At 35.4% G+C, this 1851-nt stretch carries 1 protein-coding gene and 1 pseudogene; one reads left to right on the top strand and one right to left on the bottom strand.

Annotated features, from left to right (window positions below; all coding sequences use genetic code 11):
• Window positions 1-704 (top strand): annotated as a pseudogene (locus tag CALSC_RS25390) (AAA family ATPase); the annotation flags it as partial.
• A gap of 26 nt (window positions 705-730) precedes the next feature.
• Here CALSC_RS25390 and CALSC_RS25385 read toward each other — a convergent pair.
• Window positions 731-1851 (bottom strand): HlyD family secretion protein (locus tag CALSC_RS25385; RefSeq protein WP_143288400.1); only part of this gene is annotated, 1121 nt, incomplete at its 5' end.

The raw sequence follows: 1851 nt of genomic DNA, 5'->3' as shown, positions 1-1851 counted from the left end.
GTAATTTACAAGGGGGTATTGCAGATTTAAATAAACAGATAAATCAACAAAAATTTAATCAAGAAAGACAAAATATAGCACAACGTAGAATTACAGCCACCCAAGATGCAATTGAAAGGTTGTCAGAAGTCAAATTACGGCAAGAAAAACAATTTCGTTTGCAATTAGAAACTAGGATACAGGAAATTTTTAGTGAAATTGCCTTTGTTCCGTATATTCCGAAAATTAGTCACAAATACGAACTGAATCTGATCGAAAAAAGTACAGGTGTAGAAGCAAAAGTTGCAGCTTCTACAGGTGAGAATCAAATTCTCAGTTTATCTTTTATTGCCAGTATTATTGATAGAGTCAGGGATTGTAACGCACGCAATAGTATGTTAATGGTTCCTGAAAGCAGTACTTTCCCGATTGTGATGGATTCCCCTTTTGGGAGTTTAGATGCACAATATCGTAGACAAATTGCCAAGATAATTCCCCAGTTAGCAAATCAGTTAGTGGTGTTAGTGACAAAGACTCAATGGAGAGGGGAGGTTGAAGCAGAAATATCAACCAGAATAGGTCAGGAATATTTATTGATTTACTATTCTTCTAAGCCAGATTGTGAACAAGATTATATTGATTTGGGAGGAGAAACTTATCCTTTGGTGAGACAAAGTCCCAATGAATTTGATTATACGGAGATTTATGAAGTAAATAGAAAGTAAAGGTTAAATATATAAATAGTAAAACTTTATTCGGTTATGATATCTGCATCTGCTGGCATACCAGGTTTAGCAAATCCTTGAGGATCATCAATAGTTATTTTGATGCCAAAAACTTGCTTAACTCGATCTTCTCGGAAATAGATATTCTCAGGAGTGAAAGATGCTTGAGTATCAATAGCAGTTACTTTAGCACTCAGAGGTTTATCTGGGTTTGAATCAATAAATATCTTTGCTTTTTGTCCCACTTGAATTTTGCCAACATCTCCTTGAGGAATATATCCTCTGAGATAAACATTATCAGGATCAATCACTGTCAAGAGTTTTTGATTACTACTAACGACCTCTCCAGGTTCAACAAGACGATTAATTACTACGCCATCAATAGGACTAGTAATTTCTAGATAATTTATTTTGCTTTGAATCTTTTGTTGAAAAGCTTTGGCGTTCTCAACTTGAGCTTGAACCGCAGTCAATTGTAAACGAGCCTGGTCTAATTCAGCTCGTAGTCTGCTAAGTTGAGCGTTGATAATATCTGGGTTAAGAGTACTAGTTTGAGCTTGTACTAACTGACCTTCGGCTACGTTTACTAATTTGCTAATAGAATTAACTGATGCAACACTAGCTTCGACAGTTGCTTGGGCTTTTTCAAAATTTGTCTTAGCTTGGTCAAACTGTTGTTTGGTCACTGCTCCCTCTTGTACTAATTGAGCAAAGCGATCGCGATTGGTTTTTGCTAATTTTAACCCAGATTGAGATTCTTCTAATTTAGCTTTAGCTTCATCGAGTTGAGCAAGATTAGCTGCAACTGATGCTTCCGCTTGAAAAACTTGACCTTTAGTATCTTCTCTAGCTTGTTTGAAATTTAGTTGCACCTCCAAAATCTGACTTTTAACTAAATTGATTTGGATACGAGCTTTAAGCTCTTGTTGCTGAGCAAAAACTAAATTAGCAGTAGCACCTTTTAATTGAGCCTGAATTTCTTCATCATTAAGCTGAACAATTTTTTGATGTTTAGTTATTTTTTCTCCTTCATCTACCGCAACAGAAATGATTGTACCTGAAATCTTTGTACCGATATCAGTTTCATCACTCTCAATACGACCACTGATGAGAATTTTTCCTTCTTGAGATGTTGATAAAACAGATT

The organism is Calothrix rhizosoleniae SC01 (genome assembly GCF_900185595.1).
Classification (GTDB): Bacteria; Cyanobacteriota; Cyanobacteriia; order Cyanobacteriales; family Nostocaceae; genus Calothrix_A; species Calothrix_A rhizosoleniae.
Note: the sequence above shows the minus strand (reverse complement) of the source record. Positions and strands in the feature narration are given on the sequence as shown.